General features: G+C 36.7%; 22 protein-coding genes. 7 read left to right on the top strand and 15 right to left on the bottom strand.

All coding sequences use genetic code 11. The annotated features are described in order from the left end of the window. Window positions 1–112 precede the first annotated feature (112 nt). Genes KFE94_10195 through KFE94_10175 form a run of 5 tightly spaced genes read right to left on the bottom strand, consistent with a single transcriptional unit; the run spans window position 113 to window position 5,679 of the window. Window positions 113–1,336, bottom strand: coding sequence for a peptidoglycan DD-metalloendopeptidase family protein (locus KFE94_10195; GenBank protein UTW65051.1), 1,224 nt, complete (start codon window positions 1,334–1,336; stop codon window positions 113–115). After that, window positions 1,320–2,141 (bottom strand): DUF4292 domain-containing protein, encoded by an 822-nt coding sequence (locus tag KFE94_10190; GenBank protein ID UTW65050.1) that lies wholly within the window; start codon window positions 2,139–2,141, stop codon window positions 1,320–1,322. Before KFE94_10190 ends, KFE94_10195 begins: the two co-directional genes overlap by 17 nt. Window position 2,142: 1 nt before the next feature. Continuing rightward, window positions 2,143–3,888, bottom strand: a complete 1,746-nt coding sequence (locus KFE94_10185; protein UTW65049.1) for a tetratricopeptide repeat protein — start codon at window positions 3,886–3,888, stop codon at window positions 2,143–2,145. Beyond that, window positions 3,881–4,882 carry a nucleotidyltransferase gene (locus KFE94_10180; GenBank protein ID UTW65048.1) on the bottom strand — a complete coding sequence of 334 codons (1,002 nt, stop codon included), beginning with the start codon at window positions 4,880–4,882 and terminating at the stop codon, window positions 3,881–3,883. Before KFE94_10180 ends, KFE94_10185 begins: the two co-directional genes overlap by 8 nt. A 41-nt stretch (window positions 4,883–4,923) precedes the next feature. Beyond that, the gene (locus tag KFE94_10175) at window positions 4,924–5,679 is read right to left on the bottom strand and encodes a glycosyltransferase family 2 protein (GenBank protein ID UTW65047.1); all 756 of its coding nucleotides are present in this window, start codon (window positions 5,677–5,679) and stop codon (window positions 4,924–4,926) included. 132 nt (window positions 5,680–5,811) lie between these two features. On the opposite strand from KFE94_10175, the gene KFE94_10170 reads away from it, so the two are divergent. Together KFE94_10170 and KFE94_10165 are read left to right on the top strand one after the other, a co-directional pair. Further along, the gene (locus KFE94_10170; protein UTW65046.1) at window positions 5,812–8,043 is read left to right on the top strand and encodes a M48 family metalloprotease; all 2,232 of its coding nucleotides are present in this window, start codon (window positions 5,812–5,814) and stop codon (window positions 8,041–8,043) included. Window positions 8,044–8,049: 6 nt separating this feature from the next. Then, window positions 8,050–8,880, top strand: a complete 831-nt coding sequence (locus KFE94_10165; protein UTW65045.1) for a hypothetical protein — start codon at window positions 8,050–8,052, stop codon at window positions 8,878–8,880. Here KFE94_10165 and KFE94_10160 read toward each other — a convergent pair. The 5 genes from KFE94_10160 to hpt all read right to left on the bottom strand — a co-directional run bounded on the left by KFE94_10160 (window position 8,869) and on the right by hpt (window position 13,431). Further along, a complete protein-coding gene (locus KFE94_10160; GenBank protein UTW65044.1) occupies window positions 8,869–9,822 on the bottom strand; it encodes a hypothetical protein in 954 nt (317 codons plus the stop codon). The genes KFE94_10165 and KFE94_10160 overlap by 12 nt on opposite strands. Further along, window positions 9,822–11,186: a magnesium transporter gene (gene mgtE, locus KFE94_10155; protein UTW65043.1), complete on the bottom strand. Its 1,365-nt coding sequence runs from the start codon at window positions 11,184–11,186 to the stop codon at window positions 9,822–9,824. Before mgtE ends, KFE94_10160 begins: the two co-directional genes overlap by 1 nt. Window positions 11,187–11,268: 82 nt before the next feature. After that, a complete protein-coding gene (obgE, locus tag KFE94_10150) occupies window positions 11,269–12,282 on the bottom strand; it encodes a GTPase ObgE (GenBank protein ID UTW65042.1) in 1,014 nt (337 codons plus the stop codon). A 36-nt stretch (window positions 12,283–12,318) separates the two neighbouring features. Next, entirely contained in the window at window positions 12,319–12,885 is a 567-nt protein-coding gene (locus tag KFE94_10145) for an adenylate kinase (GenBank protein UTW65041.1), read from the bottom strand. 9 nt (window positions 12,886–12,894) lie between these two features. Next, window positions 12,895–13,431: a hypoxanthine phosphoribosyltransferase gene (gene hpt, locus KFE94_10140; protein UTW65040.1), complete on the bottom strand. Its 537-nt coding sequence runs from the start codon at window positions 13,429–13,431 to the stop codon at window positions 12,895–12,897. 98 nt (window positions 13,432–13,529) lie between these two features. Here hpt and KFE94_10135 point away from each other — a divergent pair, with 98 nt between their 5' ends. The 3 genes from KFE94_10135 to KFE94_10125 are packed head-to-tail and all read left to right on the top strand — an operon-like array spanning window position 13,530 to window position 16,001. Further along, entirely contained in the window at window positions 13,530–14,675 is a 1,146-nt protein-coding gene (locus tag KFE94_10135) for a 5-(carboxyamino)imidazole ribonucleotide synthase (GenBank protein UTW65039.1), read from the top strand. Window positions 14,676–14,705: 30 nt separating this feature from the next. Beyond that, window positions 14,706–15,188 carry a 5-(carboxyamino)imidazole ribonucleotide mutase gene (purE, locus tag KFE94_10130; GenBank protein UTW65038.1) on the top strand — a complete coding sequence of 161 codons (483 nt, stop codon included), beginning with the start codon at window positions 14,706–14,708 and terminating at the stop codon, window positions 15,186–15,188. Window positions 15,189–15,218: 30 nt separating this feature from the next. Beyond that, window positions 15,219–16,001 carry an AMP nucleosidase gene (locus tag KFE94_10125; protein UTW65037.1) on the top strand — a complete coding sequence of 261 codons (783 nt, stop codon included), beginning with the start codon at window positions 15,219–15,221 and terminating at the stop codon, window positions 15,999–16,001. A gap of 21 nt (window positions 16,002–16,022) precedes the next feature. Here the strand turns inward: KFE94_10125 and paaJ are convergent, their stop codons facing one another. Genes paaJ through paaA form a run of 4 tightly spaced genes read right to left on the bottom strand, consistent with a single transcriptional unit; the run spans window position 16,023 to window position 18,534 of the window. Then, complete coding sequence (gene paaJ / locus KFE94_10120) at window positions 16,023–16,520, bottom strand: phenylacetate-CoA oxygenase subunit PaaJ (protein ID UTW65036.1); 498 nt, start codon at window positions 16,518–16,520, stop codon at window positions 16,023–16,025. An 11-nt stretch (window positions 16,521–16,531) separates the two neighbouring features. After that, window positions 16,532–17,290, bottom strand: coding sequence for a phenylacetate-CoA oxygenase subunit PaaC (gene paaC / locus KFE94_10115; GenBank protein UTW65035.1), 759 nt, complete (start codon window positions 17,288–17,290; stop codon window positions 16,532–16,534). A 3-nt stretch (window positions 17,291–17,293) separates the two neighbouring features. Beyond that, window positions 17,294–17,587: a 1,2-phenylacetyl-CoA epoxidase subunit B gene (gene paaB, locus KFE94_10110; GenBank protein ID UTW65034.1), complete on the bottom strand. Its 294-nt coding sequence runs from the start codon at window positions 17,585–17,587 to the stop codon at window positions 17,294–17,296. Between the two features lie 11 nt (window positions 17,588–17,598). Beyond that, window positions 17,599–18,534, bottom strand: coding sequence for a 1,2-phenylacetyl-CoA epoxidase subunit A (gene paaA / locus KFE94_10105; protein ID UTW65033.1), 936 nt, complete (start codon window positions 18,532–18,534; stop codon window positions 17,599–17,601). A gap of 223 nt (window positions 18,535–18,757) precedes the next feature. Between paaA and paaK the strand changes: the two genes are divergently transcribed. Then, window positions 18,758–19,825, top strand: a complete 1,068-nt coding sequence (gene paaK, locus KFE94_10100; GenBank protein ID UTW65032.1) for a phenylacetate-CoA oxygenase/reductase subunit PaaK — start codon at window positions 18,758–18,760, stop codon at window positions 19,823–19,825. 59 nt (window positions 19,826–19,884) lie between these two features. Then, a complete protein-coding gene (locus tag KFE94_10095) occupies window positions 19,885–20,703 on the top strand; it encodes a hypothetical protein (GenBank protein UTW65031.1) in 819 nt (272 codons plus the stop codon). Between the two features lie 158 nt (window positions 20,704–20,861). On the opposite strand, the gene KFE94_10090 is transcribed toward KFE94_10095, so the two are convergent. Then, complete coding sequence (locus KFE94_10090) at window positions 20,862–21,446, bottom strand: fasciclin domain-containing protein (GenBank protein UTW65030.1); 585 nt, start codon at window positions 21,444–21,446, stop codon at window positions 20,862–20,864. Window positions 21,447–21,555: the final 109 nt, after the last annotated feature.

The following is a 21,555-nucleotide window of genomic DNA, read 5'->3' as shown; positions in this document are numbered from 1 at the left end:
TCCCGCAAATTTAGTGAATCTTTAGTGGTTAAGTACCTATTCAGATCAGTAAATACGATCTATCTCCAAGTTAAGGGTTAATTTCTATCCATAAGACTCCTCAAAAAGCGTCCTATCTTCCCTTATACAGCCACAACGCAGGATCTAATGTCGTTGCATTTACTCCTTTATGAATCTCAAACTGCAACTCCGTTTTTCCATCAATCGTAATGATTTCTCCTAAAATTTGTTTCACTTTCACTTTATCCCCGGCTGCAACATAAACTTCTTTCAGATTCCCATAAACGGTCAAATAATCACCATGTCTTACAATAATTGCTTTACCTGCTCCAGGAATCACTATAATTCTGGAAACTTCTCCATCAAAGACTGCTCTTGCTGTCGCTCCAGGATTTGTACTAATCCCAACACCATGATTATTTATTTTAATTGATTTTAAAACCGGATGTGCATGCACCCCATATTTATCCGTGATCGTTCCTTTTTCAACCGGCCATGGCAATTGTCCTTTATTCGCTGTGAAGCTATTCGCTAGCGCTTTTGACTCCGGTGTTAAACTCCATTCTCCCGATTTTGAAGTATTCTTTTTCTGCGCTAATCTTACTTCTTCAGCAATAATTCTTTCAATCGCCAATTGCATTTGTTGACGCTCTTTTTGCTTCTCACGGATCTCCTTTTTCAATTCTTCTTCGCGACTTTGCAAACTTGCATATACCTGTTGTTGTTGCTCTTTCTCTCCAGCCAGAATAGATTTTTCCTTATTCTCGGTTAAAAGCAAAGCTTCTTTATCTGCCTTCTCTGCTAAAAGCTCCGCATTTTTCTTCATCAAGATATTCTCTAGTCTTTTAATATCCTCGGTTTGCTTTTTTCTAAACTCAGAATATTGTTGAAGGTATCTCAATCTCTTATATGCCTGATTGAAATCTTCAGAAGCAAATACATACATAATCTTGTCGTAGCTACTTCTATTTCGATAAGCGAACTGAATCATTCTTGCATATTCCGCTTTAAGCTTGTCTATGTCACGCTCCATTGACATAATTAATTCCTCATTCTTATCGATTTCAGAATTCAAGAATTTGACTTCACTATTGATGGTCGCAATTAACTCCAAACGTTTGGAAATTTTATCCTGTAATAAAATCAGCTGATTTAGGGTATTACTTTGCTCCTTCTCGTTTTTCTTTAGTAGGGTATTCTTATAAGCAATATCACTTTTCAAACGGCTTTTCTTACGCTCTAAAACCGCACGTTTATTTTGGGCCTGGATATCTGGAATATTTCCAAATCCAATCCACAAGAATAAAACCAATAAGAAACTACTTAATCTGCGCATACTTTGAGGAAATCTTAAACGGAAATTTTAATGTTTCATTTACATGAAAACGGCTCAATTCTGAATGTATTTCAACATCTCCTTTTGCAATAATATGCATATTGAATGCAGATAAAATATCGAACCCACTGATGTTTTCAAAAGTCAAATATTGAATACTTGCGTTATTTTGAGTATTCACATCCAATAGAGACACTTTCTCCACTTGAAAATTCTCTGGATTTATCCAATTGGTGTACAGCACTTCCACACCATCCTCAATTTCCACTTCTTTACCTCTTTGAATGCGCTCAATCTGTTGTTGTTTCAAAGTACTCAAAACATAATTCTTTCTGGTATTTCTCTTGGTAACAGTTTCCGGTTTATCCAAACCAAAACTTCTGGCCAATAGCAATGATTGCAAGTCTTCAAAACCAAACTTCACCCCTAGTTTTTGATTGATAAAACTATAATCTCCTACATAGTATTTCTTCTCGGTACGACTCACATACTTTAAAGAGTCCGGAGTGGCTATGATTCGAGCTACTTCATAACTATAGGCAGTAATAGACATCCAAATCACGCTATCTCTAACCATTCTAACAGACGTTTTAAAAGATGTATTTTTTTCAGCTGTCTTAACCTCAGTACTTGCTTTAAAGCTTAGCGTTCTTGGTGCGTGCTCCTCTCTTTTCTTTACTTCCTGAATGATGTAACTTACTTTCCTATTGCCCACTCTTCTTGTACCATCACCCGCATTTTGGGAAGACTTACATCCGGAAACCAGTACTACCGCCATTAACATCAGCCCCAAAAACTGTCTCATGTTACTCCGCAATTTTTCTATTCTTAATCTTATTCTCTAACCCATCAGATCCTCCTCCAACTTGCTTCGCAGACTTCCAACTATCTACCGCCTGATCGGTTTTACCTAACTTGAATTGGGCATCACCCAGATGTTCTAGTATTTCACCAGATCTACCTTTATCTGATTTCACCGCTTTAGACAGATTTTTTTCTGCTTCTGCGTAATTACCCATCTTATAGAAAATCCACCCATAAGTATCTAAATATATAGCATTATCAGGGTTTCTATCTACGGTCTGCTTTGACATTTCCAAAGCTTTTTCCAATTGCTCTCCCTGAACACTCAAGAAATAGGCATAATTATTCAACACATAATCATTGTTTGGATTCATTCTCAATGAATGATCATATGACAACCATGATTTCTGATAGTTATTCACCTGATAGTAGGCATCACCTAAATTCGCCAAAATCTGAATTTCCAATTCGGTCATTCCAACTGCCAGTTCTTTAGCCATTTCTAACGATTCTATCGCTTCATTGTATTCTTCCTTTTGAAGTTTTCCAACTCCTCTAAAGTAATGGGGTAAAACCTGATTTGGAAAAAGTTCCAAACATGCTTCACTATGTTTTACAATGGCGTCTACATCATTTAATTCTGAATCAATAAATAACACCTGATTCCAAACCTGGTATTTACTATCGTCAATATCAATTGATTTTAAAAACTTTTCTCTTGCCTCCGCTTTCCGCTTATTGTTATATAAAAAATCACCATATAATGCCCAGGTCTTAGCCTCTTCAGCGTGTACTTCTGACATAATATCCAGAAGTTCAAAAATCTCCGTTTTCACAGATGGATCTCTTTCTGACAAATCCATTAAGGCCAACATAATTCCTACTTTGGAATCAATATTTACTTCTTTAGATTTAAATGCAGCTTCCAGATTCTCATATGCAGTTTCTTTCTGTCCTAACTCACTGTAATACTCGTATAGTGCAAGTTTTACATATGGATCGTTTGGATAATCTCTTTTTAAATTCTCATATAAATCTACGGCTTTCTGCGTTTCTCCCTTCCCTTTGTAATATGAAGCTAGCATTCCTACATATTTCACATCCGTTGGATTCATTTTGATTATTTCCAAAAGCTTTTCTTCAGCTTTGGTATCCATCCCCTGATGCGCATATAGTTTATATAGCTGTTCAGCCAGAGAATTTTCAAATCCTATGATAGATTCTAAATTCTCATATGTTCTAATCGCTCCTGAAGCGTTATTTGAATACAAATAAACAGCTCCCAACTCATAATAATAATTAATTTCATTTGGATACTCTGCAACCAATTGCTCATAAATTTCTGCACTTTCCACATACTTTTTAGACAATTGATAAATATGTGCCAGATTTTCTAAATACCATCTATTCTTAGGATGAGAAACCACAATATCATAAGCCATCGTTTCTGCATTTTGCAAAGCATTAAGCTTCACAAAAAGCTGCGACATTTCATATTTTACCGCATCGCTATTTGGTTGAATAGTCAGACATTTCTTAAAATATTCCAGAGCTACATCATTGTCCCCGGCATATTTTGACGACATCGCGTTAAAGAAGGCTTCATCATACATGATTTTTTGTCTACTGTTCATGGTCGATTCAGCATCTCCCGAAACGTCTAAAGCTTTCTTTCCTAAAGAACAGGATGTAAAACTTAAGGTCATCAAAACCCCAAGCCCCAAAATGTATGTATTTAGCCTATGCACTATAATCCCCAATATTCAAATCTTCTACCTGATCCTCTAATTTTACGAAATGACCAATCATGGAGTTCCCAATGGTCTTATTTCTAATCACTGTATTACTATACACAATGGAGTTATCAATTACCGAACCAGATATTTTGGTGTTGTCACTAATTGAAACTCCAGGTCCTATAACAGAATTCGATATCTCTACTCCTTCTCCAATATAGCACGGTTCAATAATTACAGAATCTGTAACTTTTGCAGATGCATGTACTAAATTCTCGCCTTTTTCATGATCAAAAGCTAAAATTCTAGTATTGGTGTATACCGTAGCATTCTTATTCCCACAATCTAACCACTCATCTACTTTACCAGGAACGAATTTCACACCCTTTTCGGTCATGTTTCTCAACGCATCAGGGAGTTGGTATTCTCCCCCTTTAATGATATTGTTATCCAACAAATATTGAAGTTCTGTTTTTAACGCATTTCCATCTTTGAAATAATAAATTCCAATCATTGCCAAATCAGAAACAAACTCTATTGGTTTTTCTACATAATCCGTAATCACTCCTTCATCATTCAATTTCACTACACCGAATGCCGAAGGGTCATCAATTTGTTGTACCCATAATACTCCGTCCGCATCATGATCAATTTGAAAGTCTGCTTTGAACAAAGTATCTGCAAATGCAACAATGGTTTTCCCTTCTAAAACTTCTTGCGCACACATAATCGCATGTGCGGTACCTAAAGCTTCATCCTGATAATGAATACTGCCTTCTGCTCCGGCTGCTTTAGCTATCTCCAACAATGACTCTTCTGTCTCTTTTCCAAATCTACCAGTAACAAAACCAATTCTTTCAATAGGTTCATCACTGATTTCAGCAAGATTCTCAACCAACCTTTGTACGATAGACTTTCCTGCTATTGGCAATAATGGCTTAGGCGTTGTAAGAGTATGAGGTCTCATTCTCTTCCCCATTCCAGCCATTGGTACGATAATATTCATTTGAGTGTTTTTTTAGAGTTTTATTTCAATAACTGAAACTACTATTTTGATTGAATTCCTTTAAATATCTTGAAACTCCCTAATCCGATTTTTTGTAAAAAATAACTAATGGATGTTCCTAAAACACCAAATCCATAAATGGAGCTTCTTTTAAAGTTAATGGAGGAAGCTTCTTCAAAATATTTTGTTGGACATGTGACCTCCGCCATTTCGTAACCTGCGTATGCTATTTGCGCTAGCATTTGATTATCGAATACAAAATCATCAGAATTAATATTATAATCTACACTTTCCAATACCTCTCTTGAGAATGCGCGATATCCCGTATGATATTCAGATAACTTCTGTCCCATCATAATATTTTGGAATAATGTTAACATCCTATTGGCAATATACTTATAAATCGGCATCCCACCTTTCAAAGCTCCTTTCCCAAGAATTCGCGAACCTAAAACCACCTGATACACATCATTTGCAATAATGTAACTCATTGGTTCAATAAGTTGTGGTGTATATTGATAATCCGGATGTAACATAATTACAATATCCGCATTAATTTCTTTCGCTTTATTGTAGCAGCTTTTTTGGTTTCCACCATACCCTTTATTTACTTCATGTGTGATCACATGTTCTACGCCTAGTTTCTTAGCCAATGAGGAAGTGTTATCACTACTCTTATCATCTACTAAAATAACTTCGTCTACAATATCACGTGGAATTTCATTGTAAGTTTTCTCCAGGGTCAACTCAGCATTGTATGCCGGCATCACTACTACGACTTTTTTATCTTTGATCATCTGTTAAAAATGTGACGCAAAAGTAATTGAAGCAACTCGAATTAACCAATTCAATTTTTATCATAAAAATCAATAGTTTGTCGCTTGTTAATTTTGTTTCATTCACCTATTTTGGCGTCAAATTCAAATCTTATGAGATATATATTATCGCTATTCATATGTTGTGCCATCCTAACCACCCTAAATGCTCAAGACAATAACTATACAGGCTTAAAATCTAAAGGTGAAATACCAGATGATTTCACCAAACTAACGCTTAAAAAAATTGAAGAAGCACAAGCCGCTGCAAACACAGGTAGAAAAGATAAAACGAAATCCAAGTTTTACGAGATTTCAAATTTTGGTGTTGATGAATTGTTACAGAGTGGTAGCGTTTGTTTTAATGACACTATTAGCAGTTATGTCGAAAATGTGTTGGAAGAAATTCGTTCAAAAAACAAATCTGTGCCATTAGACATTAGAATTTATACTATCAAATCTCCTGTAGTTAATGCTTTCACCACAGACCAGGGGATTATTTTCATCAATACCGGATTATTAGCACAATTGGAGAATGAAGCGCAATTGGCTTTCGTCTTGTGTCATGAATTAATCCACTACACGGAAGGTCACGTAATGGAAGGTTTCATTGAAGACACTAAAATTGAAAATGCAAAAGATGATTATCGAAGAATCAAAAATGTAGATAAAGAGTTAGCTTCAACACGGTTTTCCAGAAAAATGGAAACCGAAGCAGATAAAAAAGGGTTAGAACTATTTTTAAATACAGATTACAATCCAGCTGAAGTAGATGGCGTTTTTGATGTTTTATTATACTCGTACCTTCCTTTCGATGAAATTCCATTCGATAGTAGTATTCTGGAAGTGGGGAATTACCAAATCCCAGACAAGTACTTTTTGGAAGAGTTAAACGAAATTGAGGTAGAAGAGGATATTGACGATTCTCGTCAGACCCATCCCAATATTGCGAAAAGAAGAAAAAAAGCTGACAACATATTAATCTCCGAAAAACAAACCGGAAAAGATTTTATCGTTTCAGAAGAAGATTTTTATGCTGTTCGAGCCGCTGCCCGATATGAAGTTTTAAGGCTTCAATTGATCAATGGCAACTATAGTGAAGCATTATACAGTGCTTATATTCTAAAAAAAGAATATCCTGACAATCCATTACCCGAACTTGCTATTGGAGAAATCCTATATGGAACGGCTCTTTTTGCGAATACAAAAAATAGAAAAAAGGTAACAGGTTATTACAAAAAGAAACAAGGGAACGTACAACAGGTGTATTATGTACTCAATAAAATAAAAGCAAAGGATATGACCCTTTTGGCTTTGAGATATAACTACTATCTACAAGAAAAGTATCCTGATAATAAAATCATTAAAAACCGACTGGAAACGTTAAGCAGAGATTTGGTTTATTACTATGAAGTGGATGACGGAGATCTCAATTTTGTAAAAATTGAAAATAAAAAAGATACCACTTCAACAGCTAAAAAAACCACTGTCAAAAAAGTTTCGAGTAAATACGACCGTATTAAATCTAAAAAATCTAATGAATCATCATCTGAAAGCACATACAATAAAAAGTGGGCTTACGATTTGTTCATAGATTGTAATTGTGAATCAGAAATAGAAGAACTTTTTGAAAAAGGCAAAAAACTATCAGATGAAAGAAAATATCAGTTAGCAGAAACTGATGATGATGAGCTCAACCAAAAATCATTGGATGAACAAAAAGCTTATGCCAAAGAGAAAAGAAAATATGGAAGGTCTTTAGGAATTGATAAAATCATTTTAGTAGATCCGTATTATGCCATTCTTAATCTAAATAAGAGGGATGCACTAAAAAGAATTAAATCTGAAAAAGAAGAAGTGGAACAGCTTACCAGCTACGAAGACATTGCTAAAATGGCCAATTTGGATTTGGAGATTTTGACCAACTACAAATTCAATTCTAATGATGTTCAACGTTACAATGATTTTTCTCTCATAAATGAATGGGCTAACGAAAGGTTTATGATGAAAAATCGCACAGACCTCACCTCATCGGCAGAGGAAGTTCAAGACCTTATTGATCGTTATGGAACCAAATACTTCGCATGGACCGGAGTCGTAAATGCCACGTACCCTAGAAGCGGCAAACTATATGTTGCTTTACTTAGCTTCTACTCCATTGTGGGAATACCATATGGGATCTATTATTTGGCAACACCAAAAACCGAAACTTATATCTATTTCTCTTTATTCAATATTGAGTCTGGAGAATTGGTAATGTATGAAAGTCGAAGCATCAATATGAGTGATTCAGATGGATTATTGGACACACATTACTACGACATTTTTAATCAAATCAAAAAATAGGACGCCATGAGTTTTTTACGACACACTTTAAATAGAGAATGGAACAAGTGGTTATTCGTTGCTTTTACGATTGGCTTATTTTCAATTACATTACATGTCAATGCACAAGCACCAGGATTCCTGGGAAAGAGGTTTATGATTGGACTAGAAGCTTCCACATTTGCCAACCCGGGGCTTTTTCAGGAAAAAGAACCGTACTATACGATATCATCCAGTGGAAACATACAAACCGACTATGATAAATACAGCACTTTCAATTTTAGAATTAAGCCTTCATTAAATATTGAATATGTACTCAATAGAAAGACCTCAATTCAAGCTTTCGTTAAGTACTATAGTAAAGCGGTAGATGCTGAAATTTACAGAGATACCATTCATGAGTATGGTGAAGCAGTATTTGTAGATTTTTATCCTACGGAAAGAATCAAAATGAACGCTATTTCATTTGGTGGGAAATTCAAGTTTTTTGGAAGAGACCATATCAATCCTGTAGGTAGTTACTGGTCCGTTGGTATGGAATACGTACTACAAACACTCGCTTATTCTGATCAAAATTTTCAGGCATACGCATCTTCTAAAGGTGGAGTTTTTAGTCGAAATCCTTATGCTTCGAAATCGTCAAACTTGATTTTTACTACAGGATTTGGAAAGCAATACGCTGTTTCTCACAAACTATTAATGAATTTAGGACTCGAACTGGGTGTCCCATTAACCAATTACTGGTCAATTGATAAAAATAGTCAGGATCCAAAGGCATATCCAGATCGAACTACAGCAAACGATATATTGGGAGCTTACATCTTGAACATCAATATAGGATTATCATTAATTCCTTAACTGTTCTCCAAACTCGGCAATTATTTTATCATATAAAACCGTTGCTAGTTTTATATAGGATTCTTGCGTCCAACCTGCCACATGTGGTGAAAGTACCGTTTGATTGGATTGTGCTAAATAAGTAAAGTCTTCTGGCAACTGATCTGCCACAAAATTCTGGAAAGCTTTGGTTTCATATTCCAAAACATCTAAGCATGCTCCCTGGACTTTACCAGATTTAAGACCTTGCACCAACGCTGCAGTCTCAACAACCTTTCCACGAGATGTATTAATGAGATAGAAATGCTTTACACAGCTATTCACGAATTCTTCATTAAACATAAATCTAGTTTCATCTGTTTCAGGAACATGAAAACTTATAACATCACATGATTCCTGGATTGTTTTGAGTTCAACACTTTCTGCCCATTGATTTGGAAACTCAGGCACATATTTATCGTATGCTAAAACCTGAACATCAAAACCTCTGAGTTTTTTGGCAAACATTTGTGCGGTATTTCCATAACCAATCAAACCGATCGTTTTACCATCTAACTCTAAGCCTCTGTTTTTTTCCCTATTCCACTGAGCTGCTCTAACTTCAAAATCTCCTTGTCGCAACTTATTAAATAACATCAGAAGCATTGCCAATGCATGTTCTCCAACCGCATTTCGATTTCCTTCCGGAGAATTAAAAACTTTAACTTGATGCTTTTCTGCTCCAATCAAATCTATGTTTTCTAACCCCGAACCCGATCTGGCAATAAATTTCAATTCTTTGGCGGCATTCAAAAACTCCAAATCGATCGTAAACTTACTCCGAATCACTACGCCTTGATAATCGTGGAGTTTTGATAAAATTTCTTGTCTATCCCAATGAGTTCCATCCACACATGAATAACCTGACCGTGTCAATCTCTTCTCCAACTCGGGATGGACTGAATCAATAAATAATACGCGCATTATAGAATCAAAGTATAGATGTATTGACCTACCAGAAAATAGATAAACAATCCAGTAATATCATTCATTGTAGTAATAAAAGGACCGGTCGCCAAAGCAGGATCTACATTAAGTTTTTCAAGTGACAGTGGAATCAAAGTCCCTGTAATAGATGCAAATAGAATGACCAAAAACAACGCCAGACTAATGGTAACTCCTAAATTAAAATCACTGAAAATGATTAAACTAAAAACGAGTGCCAACACCGAAATAATGAGACCATTAAGAAGTCCTTGCTGAAGTTCTTTCCAGAGTTTACCTAAAAGATCATCCGTTTTTAAGGTATTATTGGCCAAACCCTGTACAATAATTGCTGAAGATTGTACACCTACATTACCTCCGGTTGCTGTGATCATGGGTATAAAAAATGCCAAAGCAGGAATGGTTGCAATGGCTTTTTCATAGCCACCGATAACAATCGCACTCATCATACTGCCTCCAACTCCAATAATCAACCAGGGTAATCGCGCACGCATTAATTGCCAAATCGAATCGGAATACTCAATATCCTCCACAATACCAGACGCCATCTGATAATCCTTATCCGCTTCTTCACGAATTACATCTACCACATCATCAATCGTAATTCTACCTACTAAACGATTTAAAGCATCTACCACGGGCAACGCCACCAAATCATATTTATCCATGATTTGCGCTACCTCTTCTTGCGATGTTTCTGTACGAACTCCCTGAATATCCTCAATTAGGATATCTTCCATTTTGGAATGCACATTTGCGGTCAACAATTTTTTTAATGGAAGTCTCCCCTTTAAAACGTCTTTATCATCTACAACGTAAATGGTATAAATCTGCTCAATCTCCCCAGCCTGTTTTCTCATTTCACGAACACTTCGTGTAATATCCCAGGATTCCTGAACAACAACCATCTCTTTCCCCATCAACGCTCCGGCCGTTCCCTCATCATAATTTAAGAGATCAATAATATCACTCGCCTGATCCACATCCTCGATCTCCGAGATAACCTCTTCCTTGATATCATCATCCAGCTCCCCCAGTAAATCTGCAGCATCATCCGATTCCAGATTTTCTACAATCTTCTCTGCAATTTCCTTAGGACTCAAACGCTCCACCAACTTTCTACGTTGGTCTTCGTCCATTTCCATCAGGACATTGGAACTATCTTCACCATCTAATTGGCTCAGAATGATTTCAGCCTCTTCGATAGATAAATCATCTAAAATCTCGGCAATATCCGCCACATGGAGTTCTTCTAAAAACTCCTTTAGTTTTTCCTGATTTCCTTGAGCTAAAACAGCTTGAAGGCGTTCTCCCAAATCACTATTTACTTCGAAGCGTTCCATGATTTTTAAATCGGAACCAAAAGTAATTGTTTTAAACTAGTAAATTTAAATCTAAGGTTAAGTATCCTGTAACTCTATGCTACTATTCTATTGCCTGCCACAACTTATCTTTCAATGGGTCTAACCCCATATGCGCTACCGAAGAAATAAATTGATACGGGATATCTACTTTAATCTCCTCCTCAATAGCCTGTTGCAATTCTTCATCCAACATATCAGCCTTTGTGATTGCTAATACACGCTTTTTATCTAACAGCTCCGGATTATACTTCCGCAATTCGTTTACCAGAATCTCGTATTCTTTATTAATATCATCAGCATCTGCCGGAACCATAAAAAGCAAAACAGAATTCCTTTCAATATGTCTCAAGAATCGAATTCCTAATCCTTTTCCTTCCGCAGCCCCTTCAATGATCCCTGGAATATCTGCCATCACAAAAGAGCGATCGCCTCGATATTTCACCACACCCAAATTAGGTTCTAGTGTGGTGAAAGCGTAATTCGCAATCTCAGGCTTTGCCGCAGATATCACCGAAAGTAAAGTAGATTTCCCCGCATTTGGAAATCCTACAAGTCCTACATCTGCCAAAAGTTTTAGCTCCAGCACCCGCCACCCATCTTCCCCATCCTCTCCTGGCTGCGCAAATCGCGGGGTTTGAAATGTTGCGGATTTGAAATTATTATTACCGAGTCCTCCACGGCCACCCTTAAACATAATGTATTCTTCTCCATCCTGAGTAATCTCAGTAAGAATTTCCATAGTTTCAGGATCACGAACCACCGTTCCCAGAGGCACTCTTAAATAAATATCTTCTCCATCTTTCCCTGTACTGGTTTGTTGTCCGCCATGCCCACCAGCTTCTGCTCTATTATGAATTTTAAATCTTAAGTGTATCAGGGTCCAAATCTGTTTATCTCCAATAAGGATAATATGACCTCCTCGACCACCATCTCCACCATCAGGGCCACCTTTAGCAGTCAATTTATCTCTTCTCAAATGAGAAGAGCCTCCACCACCTTTACCAGAAGATCCATAAATCTTCACATAATCCACAAAATTTGTCGACTGTTTTTTACGATTTCTGGAATAGCTCATTTGGCATCAAAAAAATTACACTTAATTACCGCTGCATTATCCTACAGCAACAACCAATCTATCAAAGATTTCCTCTAATCCGCCAACTCCGTCAATAGATCTTAATTTACTTTGATCTGCATAGAAGTTTTTTAAAGGCGCTGTTTTATCGTTGTACTCTTTAATTCTGTTCCAAACGATCTCCTCGTTTTGATCGTCTGCTCTACCACTGGTTTTTCCTCTATTCAATAGACGTTTTACCAACTCTTCATCCGGAACTTCCAATGCTAAAACATGATCAATTTTCATATCATTTTCAGACAAATAAGCATCTAAAGCCTCTGCTTGCGCTACAGTTCTAGGAAATCCATCAAAAATAAATCCAGCAGCACCAGGTTGTTTTTCTACTTCTGATTTCAGCATTTTTATGGTCACCTCATCCGGAACTAAATCTCCTTTATCCATATAGCTTTTAGCCAACATTCCCAGCTCAGTCTTTTGGCCAATATTGTAGCGAAACACATCGCCTGTAGATAAATGATACAAGTTATATTTTTCAACCAAGCTTACCGCTTGTGTTCCTTTTCCAGCTCCAGGAGGGCCGAATAATACTAAATTAATCATAACGATACTTTAATCGGTTACTGTATATATCTGTCTGAGATTTCTTCCCAAACCATCATAATCTAATCCATAGCCTACCACAAAATCATCTGGTATTTCAAATCCAACATAATCAATTGGAATTTCACCATCATATTTATCCGGCTTAAGGAGTAGAGAACAAATTCTAATCTCATTAGGAGTTACTAGATGTAATTGTTTGACCAATTCTCTAATAGTATTTCCTGTATCCACAATATCCTCCAAAATGATCACGGTACGACCGCTTACTTCAAGCGTTGGTCCGATCAACATTTCCACCTTATTGGTAGACTCCATTCCAGCGTATGATTTCATCTTGATAAATTGAATTTCGCAATCAATTGCGATTTCTTTCATCAAGTCAGCAGCAAACATGAAGCTACCGTTTAATACCGCTAAAAAAAGAGGATTTTTATACTTGCAATTTTCGCTGATCTCCGCAGCGATTTCTTTTACTCTTTGTAAAATATCAGCTTCAGAAATGGAAGCTGTAAAACTCTTATCGTGGATCTTAATTGTACCCATTTTCAAAATTCGGAGAGCAAAAGTACAACTTTACCTAATCTTGAGGGTAATAAATTCATGAATACGTATCTTTGCGGCTTTTAGATTTCCAAATTCACATGCAAAATTCATTTACTTCAAGTAAGTTTAAACTAGGTATCCTCGGAGGAGGGCAACTTGGCAGAATGTTCATTCAAGAATCTGTTAATTACAATCTGGATGTCCATATTTTAGATCCTGATCCAAATGCACCGTGCAAAAACATTGCAACAACTTTCCAAAATGGTGATTTAAAGGATTTTGATGCAGTTTACAATTTTGGTAAAGACAAGGATTTGATTACCATAGAAATTGAACATGTGAATACCGATGCGCTTCAAAAGTTGGAGGATGAAGGAATTAAAGTTTTTCCGCAGCCATCGATTCTGAAGATGATCCAGGATAAAGGACTTCAAAAAGAATTTTATGCCAAGCACCAAATACCTACATCTGATTATTATTTGGTAGAAGACAAAGCTGGAATTCAACAATATGTCGATGAATTTCCATTCATGCAAAAAATGAGAAAGGGTGGTTATGATGGCAAAGGGGTTACTCCGCTAAAAGATCCTGCACAGTTGGACAATGCTTTTGATGCACCTTCTGTTTTAGAAAAGTTTGTAGACTTTGATAAAGAAATCAGTGTAATTGTAGCCAGAAACGAGAATGGAGAAGTAAAATCTTATCCAGTCGTTGAATTAGAATTCGATCCTGTGGCCAATTTGGTTGATTTCTTATTTGCTCCGGCTAATGTAGCTAAAGAAATAGAAGCCAAAGCCCGTGAAATCGCAGAAAATCTTGTTGAGAAAACGCAAATTGTTGGCCTGCTTGCTGTAGAAATGTTTGTAACAAAAGATGGACAGGTACTTGTAAATGAAATTGCACCACGTACGCACAACAGTGGACATCAAAGTATTGAAGGAAATGTAACTTCTCAATTTGAACAGCACATGAGAAGTGTTTTAAATCTTCCACTTGGGGACACGAGAATGGTAGAACCATCTGTTATGGTCAATTTATTGGGGGAGCAAGGTTATGATGGTGAAGCAAAATACGAAGGATTAAAAGAAGTTCTTGAAATGCCGGGAGTACATATTCACCTGTATGGAAAAAAGTTTACCAGACCATATAGAAAAATGGGACATGTAACCATTGGGGCGGAAACGTTAGAAACGGCAAAAGAAATCGCATTAAAAGTTAAAAATACGCTGAAGGTAATTGCGTAACTATTTATAAAAAATTAAAAACATTCATTTATGAAACCACAGGTTGGAATCATCATGGGCAGCAAATCTGATTTGCCAATTATGCAGGAAGCTGCAGATATCTTAAACGAACTTGAAGTTCCTTTCGAAATCAATATCGTTTCTGCACATAGAACCCCAGAGCTTATGTTTGAATATGCAAAGACAGCTGTAGACAGAGGCCTTAAAGTGATTATTGCTGGAGCTGGAGGTGCGGCACATCTTCCGGGAATGACCGCTTCATTAACTCCACTTCCAGTTATTGGAGTTCCTGTGAAATCCAGAAATTCTATTGATGGATGGGATTCTGTTTTATCAATTTTACAAATGCCTGGCGGGATTCCTGTAGCTACTGTAGCTTTAGATGGCGCCAAAAACGCTGGTATTCTAGCTGCAAAAATGATTGGCAGTCATGATCCTAAACTTTTAAAAAGATTGCAAGATTATATGGAAAGTCTAAAGCACAAAGTTCTGGAGTCTGCTAAAGATTTATAATATATCTTTCTACCCTTTTAAAACCCCTTTATGAAAACAAAAGAAGAAATCGTAGCCAATTGGTTACCTAGATATACTGGTACTCCCCTCGAAGATTTTGGGGAGTACATTTTACTGACCAACTTCATCGGATATGTAAACATCTTTGCCGATAAATACAATGTAGAAATTATTGGCAAAGACAAAGCCATGCAAACCGCAACCCATGATAATATTACCATAATCAATTTTGGTATGGGTAGCGCAATGGCTGCAACGGTCATGGATTTATTATCTGCAATTATGCCCAAGGCCGTTCTGTTTTTGGGAAAATGTGGTGGCTTAAAGAAGAAAACAGCACTGGGTGATTTCATCATTCCTATGGCTGCGATTCGTGGAGAAGGCACCAGTAATGAATATCTTCCTCAAGAAGTACCTGCACTTCCATCTTTCAGGCTCCAAAGAACCGTTTCTTCTGCAATGAAAGAATTCAAAACAGATTATTGGACCGGAGTTATTTTTACTACTAATCGTAGAGTTTGGGAACACGATGAAGTATTTAAAAAACGACTTACTGAAGCACGTGCCATCGGAATAGACATGGAAACAGCGACTTTATTCACTGCTGGTTTTGCGAATGAAATTCCTAGAGGAGCCTTATTGTTAGTCAGTGACAACCCTATGATTCCAAGCGGGGTTAAAACAGATGCCAGCGACAAATCCGTTACTTCTAAGTTTGTGGATTTACATATCAATATTGGAATTCGTGCCCTAGAAGAGTTACGAGATTCTGGTGATAGTGTGAAACATATGAGATTTGATCATAGACCTTAATCAGGTATACTTATTTATAGATTAAATACACTTGAAATAATCAAATGTCTCTAAGCATTCATTGCATTGATATAGGGATTTACATGCGGTTGAACCGAATGGACTGATCATTCTGGTGTTTTCAGAGTTACATTGTACACATTTAACCGTTGGTGTTTCGCCAAGTAAATATCTTTTATCACTGGTTTTACCATCTGGTGGTGCAATTCCGTAAACTCTTAATTTTTCTCTGGACTCTTCAGATAACCAATCTGTAGTCCAGGCGGGTTGGTACTGATATTTTATTTGGGCATTCTCTATCCCCAATTCCTTCATAGAAGTTAAAATATCAGCTTCAAAAATATTTGTGGCCGGACAGCCTGTATAAGTTGGGGTAATCGTGATCAAAACCTGATCATTCTCAAGGCTCACATCACGAACTACCCCTAACTCAACAATTGAAATGACAGGAATTTCCGGATCAGGAATCTTATTCAAGACTTCCCAAACGGTATCTAATGATATTTTTTCTACTGTCATCTTTTTTCTTTTTACCATTTAGCATCAGGATAGGCACGTGCTAAGGATTGCATTTCCGCCAACATATGACCTAATGCTTCTGTATGCATTCCTTCTTTACTTCCTGATATCATGTAATTGTTTTCCGGTAACTTTAATGTAGCTTCTTCGATTGTTTTTTGAACCAGATTTAACCACGTGGCCTGTAACTCAGACGCATCTACTCCAACACCTGCATCGGCTAAAGTTTGATCAACCACATCCATTTCAAACATGTTTCCGGTAAATCTCCAAACTTCATCAATGGCATCTTGCATTTTTTGATGACTTTCTTCGGTTCCATCACCTAAACGTAAAACCCAATCGGCAGAATGTTTATAATGATACTTCACCTCTTTTAAAACTTTAGCTGCAATCCCGGCAATCGTTTCATCAGAACTATTTTGAAGTTCTGAATAATATAAAACGGAAAATACATCAAACATAAAATTACGTGCAATGGTATCTGCAAAATTTCCATTTGGTAACTCAGCTATTAACATATTGAAATATGCTCGCTCATCACGGAAATAAGCTAAATCGTCTTCTGTACGTCCTTTACCTTCAACCTCACCTGCGTAAGTCAACCAGGCACGTGCTGCTCCAATATGATCTAAAGCAATATTGGTCATCGCAATATCTTCTTCCAAAATATGCCCATTGGTACACCATTCACCCATTCTATGCGCCAGCACATTATGTGTATCTCCCATTCTTAGGCAATATTGGAATAACATCTCTTTATCCGTCATAGCTTAAATATTTTTAGCACCTTCAGGCATTACATAAAAAGTAGGGTGACGATACACCTTATCTTCTGATGGATCAAAAAATGAAGCTTCATCTACAGGATCAGAAGCAACGATACAATTTGATGGCACAACCCATATTCCTCTTCCTTCACCTCTTCTTGTGTATAAATCACGTGCATTTTGCAATGCCATGTTTTTATCTGAAGCATGAATACTTCCTACATGTTTGTATGGCAAGTTATTTTTAGATTGAATAAAAACTTCCCAAAGTTGACCTTGATTATTATCTACTGACATATCTCCTGTATTTAAACTAAAACTTCTTTATGCTTTTCTGAATAGGCTTTGGCTGCAGCTCTCACCCAGGCACCTTCATCGTGCGCTTTTTTATGTTGTGCCACACGTTGACGATTTGCCAAACCATTACCATTAATTACCTGATAAAACTCTTCCCAGTCTATTTCTCCAGAATCATAACTTCCTTTTTCTTCATTCCATTTTAATTCCGAATCCGGCACAGTCAAACCAATTACTTCAGCTTGCTGAACTGTTTTATCAATGAATCTTTGACGTAATACGTCATTACTTTCTCTTTTAATTTTCCATTTCATCGCATTTCCGCTATTTGGAGAATCCGAATCATGTGGACCAAACATCATCAATGACGGCCACCAGAATCTATTTAACGCATCTTGCGCCATTTGCTTTTGTTCTGGTGTTCCCTTAGCCATATTAGCGATAATCTCATATCCCTGACGTTGGTGAAAACTTTCCTCTTTACAAATTTTGATCATCCCTCTGGAATAAGGTCCATAAGATGTTCTTTGCAGTGAAACCTGATTTACGATTGCCGCACCATCAACTAACCACCCTACAGCGCCCATATCGGCCCAGTTCAAAGTTGGATAATTAAATATACTCGCATACTTTGCTTTACCTGAATGCAATTGTTCTATAAGTTCATCTCTACTTATACCCAATGTTTCACACGCACTATATAAATACAACCCATGACCGGCTTCATCCTGAATCTTAGCCATCAACACCATTTTCGCTCTCAAAGAAGGAGCGCGGGTGATCCAGTTCCCTTCCGGTTGCATTCCAATCACCTCACTATGTGCATGCTGAGATATCTGACGGATCAAATGCTTACGATACCCTTCCGGCATCCATTCTCTCGGCTCAATTTTCATTTCTGCATCGATCCGATCCTGAAAATTCTGTTCTAATTTTTCTTCAGTCATTGCTAATAAATTTATTATGTCACAATTTTATAAAATATTATACGCAAACTTTATGACAAAAACCCATAAAATATTTCACAAAAATACATACGCGCGAGGAGATAATTTTAATCCTTGATATTTATGGTAAGATTCTCAATTATTGATACATATAAAAAGAAACGGTTGAAGAGAAATCCTCTTTGCGCATAAATGATACTTTTGCGGGAAATTTTATGGAAATATGCACTTTAATTCATTACTAGTAAAAGACGTTAGAAAGGAAACTGCAGATACCGTATCTGTAGCATTTGAAATTCCAAATAATTTAAAGGATGATTACCAGTTTATTCCTGGACAATACATCACTTTGAAGACTACGATTAATAATGAAGATGTAAGACGTGCCTACTCTATTTGTTCTGCTCCGCATGAGAATGAACTTCGTGTAGCGATCAAGCAGGTTCCTTCCGGGATTTTCTCTACGTATGCGAATAACGAATTGAATATTGGTGATCATTTGGATGTGATGCAACCTACTGGTCATTTCCACAGTGAATATAAAGCTGACAACCAAAAAAGATATTTGGCATTTGGCGCAGGTAGTGGTATCACTCCATTACTAAGCATTATCAAACATGTACTTCAAACTGAAAAAAACAGTTCGTTTACTTTGATTTACGGGAATAAGGATGTGGACTCTATCATCTTTGGAAAAGAGCTAGACAAAATCAAAAACAAATATCCATCACGTTTCAATTTACAATTGGTTTTTAGTCAGGAAAACAGAGGAATTGATGCTTTTTACGGACGTATTGATTCTGAAAAATTAAATATCTGGCACAATCTGTTATTTAATGTTCAACAGGTGGATGAATTTTTCATGTGTGGTCCTGAAAAAATGACCGAAGACATTAGGAGCTTCCTGGATTCAAATAATGTAGATGAGCACAAAGTACATTTTGAGCTATTCCATGCATCAGGAAACAAGCAAGAAGTACAAGCTGAAGAGATTCCTGAATCTGAAAAAGTGAACGCTCAGGTGAAAATTATCGTAGATGATGAAGAATACGATTTTGAGTTAAAAACTGAAGGAATGGATATTCTTCAAGCCGGAGTAGAAGCCGGAATCGATTTACCATTTTCATGTAAAGGCGGGGTTTGTTGTACATGTAAAGCTAAATTGCTTGAGGGGACTGCGAATATGACCATGAACTATTCTTTACTTGATGAAGAAGTGGAAGCCGGATATGTTTTAACGTGTCAGGCACATCCAACATCCGAAAAAGTTGTTGTAAGCTTCGATGATTAATTTTTTTTAGGATAATACTGATAATAATATACTTTCGTAGCATATAAAATTTTATACCAATGAAAAACGCTCGTCTTTTAGTGCTCTTAACCATCTTCTTAGGTCTTGGACAATTCACTTTTGCCCAAAATGAGGGTGGTGATTTAAAAGCAGAATATAAATCGTTTATTGAAACAACTTTTCAAAATACGTTTAACACCATGTCTGAGTCAGGAACTCCGGATCATTTTATCCAGAATTTCAGCCAGGCTTTTAAAGGGTCTATCATCCACGTAGGAATTGATGGCCGTGGTGACGTAAACAATTTTGATTACAAACAATTGCGTGATGCTACGTTAAAATTAATCGGGCAAGGTTCTATTTCAAGAACATGGACTATTGCAAACATCAATTACTTAAATGTTCGTAGTAAAACCGGTATTTCAAGTTTTGAAGTAAAAGTAGCTACTACTAAAGATGGCGAAACTTTATCTGAAGAAACCAGTTTAATGGAATTGGTAAGTATCAAAACTGCTAAAGGATGGAAAGTAACCTATTTATCTATTACTCAAATCGAAGAGGAAGTTTTTAAAGGCAGATGTTACTGCGATATTTATTCAAAAGATGAGAATGAATTCTTAGCTCAATTATACGAGCCAAAAGGTACTGAATACAACCTTACAACTAACAATATCTACATTGGTAAGTATAATGGTAAAAGGTTCATTAGAGTAAATGATCAATACATTTTTTACTGGGATTTAACGAATTCTCAAATCACTTATGAAGACAAAGTGGTAGGTACAGCAAAAACGCACAGCACAGCAATTCAATTGGCTTTAAAAACATTGAACATTGATAATTGTACTAGCGTAGCGTTGAGAAAGAAAGGAAAGTAATTCCAAAAGACATTTAAATGAAAAAGCCGATGAGAAATCATTGGCTTTTTTTATGCATAAAAAAACTCCGGGAATCCCGGAGTTCTCTCTCAATCTCGAATCTTAATTAAATCTAATCCAACTAATTTATATCTTGATTCGGGTATTTCGAATAAATTTTATTTAGCCGGTAGTATGACACCGTCTACAACAACAACCATTCCATTACTTGCTGGTGCATACCCAAGTACTTTAGCACCTCCTACAAACACCTCATCGTTCTCAACAGTAACTTCGATATAGTCTCCGGAAGCCATATATAACTTACGTCCTTTTCTTGCTTCTTTTCTCAACCCTTTATCATCAAATTTACCTGGTGCAGCATGCGCTGTTAAAATACCCGCCAATTTGGCTTTGTTTTCAGGTTTAACCAACTCTTCTACTGTTCCCGCTGGTAATTTATCAAATGCAGCGTTTGTTGGTGCAAACACGGTTAATGGTCCTGCATTTACCAATACATCTTCGATTTGTGCAGCTTGAACCGCAGCAACCAATGTTGAATGATCTGGTGACCCTATTGCAATGTTTAGAATATTTGCCTGACTCACATCATCAACCACTCCAGATTGTCCATGTGTTTTCACTTCAGTTTTGGCTTCTTGAGCCGGTGCAGCTTCAGGAGCCGCTGCCTGTTCCCCGCCCCCACACGAGGTAAAAGCTATTGATGTTGCTGCAATTGCAACAATTAAAAAAGACTTTTTCATGATAACAGTTTTTAATGATTTTTTTTCTGCTTACCAAAATTAGGCACTGCCTATTCATTGCATCATGACAAATGATAGCCTAAACGGTGATTTTAGTCACCTATTAAAC

The organism is bacterium SCSIO 12643 (assembly GCA_024398135.1).
Lineage (GTDB): Bacteria > Bacteroidota > Bacteroidia > Flavobacteriales_G > Salibacteraceae > CAJXZP01.
The sequence above is the reverse complement of the archived record's forward strand: the minus strand, read 5'-3'. Positions and strand labels throughout refer to the sequence as shown.